The sequence below is a fragment of the Sphaerotilus sp. FB-3 genome, from assembly GCF_023706025.1.
Lineage (GTDB): Bacteria > Pseudomonadota > Gammaproteobacteria > Burkholderiales > Burkholderiaceae_C > Sphaerotilus > Sphaerotilus sulfidivorans.
Genome location: NZ_BQWE01000003.1, coordinates 1 through 475 on the forward strand (window position 1 = coordinate 1; position 475 = coordinate 475).

At 49.5% G+C, this 475-nt stretch carries 1 rRNA gene; it reads left to right on the forward strand.

The features are described 5' to 3' along the window. The first annotated feature begins 175 nt into the window (after nt 1-175). A 5S ribosomal RNA gene (rrf, locus tag NFT33_RS00590) occupies nt 176-288 on the forward strand. Nucleotides 289-475 lie beyond the last annotated feature (187 nt).

Consider the following 475-nt stretch of genomic DNA (forward strand, 5'->3'; position numbering starts at 1 on the left):
TACTAATTGCTCGTGAGGCTTGACCCTATAACTTTGACATTCCTGTCAAGGTAAGAGTGTCGATGTGAACCGTACTTCAGTCGCGGTGAACGCAATCAATTGACAGATCAGCGCTGATTCATACAGACTCTACGAATTGTCTTTCAGGTTCCATCCTGAAAGACCAACGGTTATGCCTGACGACCATAGCGAGGTGGTCCCACTCCTTCCCATCCCGAACAGGACAGTGAAACGCCTCCGCGCCGATGATAGTGCGCATTCGCGTGTGAAAGTAGGTCATCGTCAGGCTTCTACAAGCGAGAAACGCCCAGTCTACGGACTGGGCGTTTTCTTCTCTTCGTCTTGTCTAGAGAGTGCAGCTGCACCGATCGATGTGCTAGAGCATCAGTTCGGCTCCAGTCTCTAGAGCAGACAAGCGAATCAGCATAGACCTTGTTGTTGACAGGGTTTAAAAAATGCATGATAATCTCGCTTC